The organism is Tenacibaculum pelagium (assembly GCF_014062345.1).
GTDB classification, from domain to species: Bacteria; Bacteroidota; Bacteroidia; order Flavobacteriales; family Flavobacteriaceae; genus Polaribacter; species Polaribacter pelagius.
In genome coordinates, this window is record NZ_JACGLS010000026.1 from 1 (window position 1) to 218 (window position 218).

At 44.5% G+C, this 218-nt stretch carries 1 protein-coding gene; it reads left to right on the forward strand.

The features are described from left to right. Positions 1 to 218, forward strand: a 218-nt coding sequence (locus H3Z83_RS12875; RefSeq protein WP_182125902.1) for a hypothetical protein, incomplete at both ends; no start/stop codon positions are given.

Consider the following 218-nt stretch of genomic DNA (forward strand, 5'->3'; position numbering starts at 1 on the left):
GATGGCGGCGGCGCTATCATCACGAGCGATGATGGTTGTATGCAGAGTAGAGTCTATACGTTCACGGTAAGGGACGATTGTGGAAACGATGCAACAGTAAGCACTACGGTAAGTAGAGATTATGATGAAACGGCTCCAATAATTGTAGCAATACCAGACTATAAATTAGATGAATGTAATGAAGCATGGCCAACGAGCTTAGCGACTACTTGGAGTGA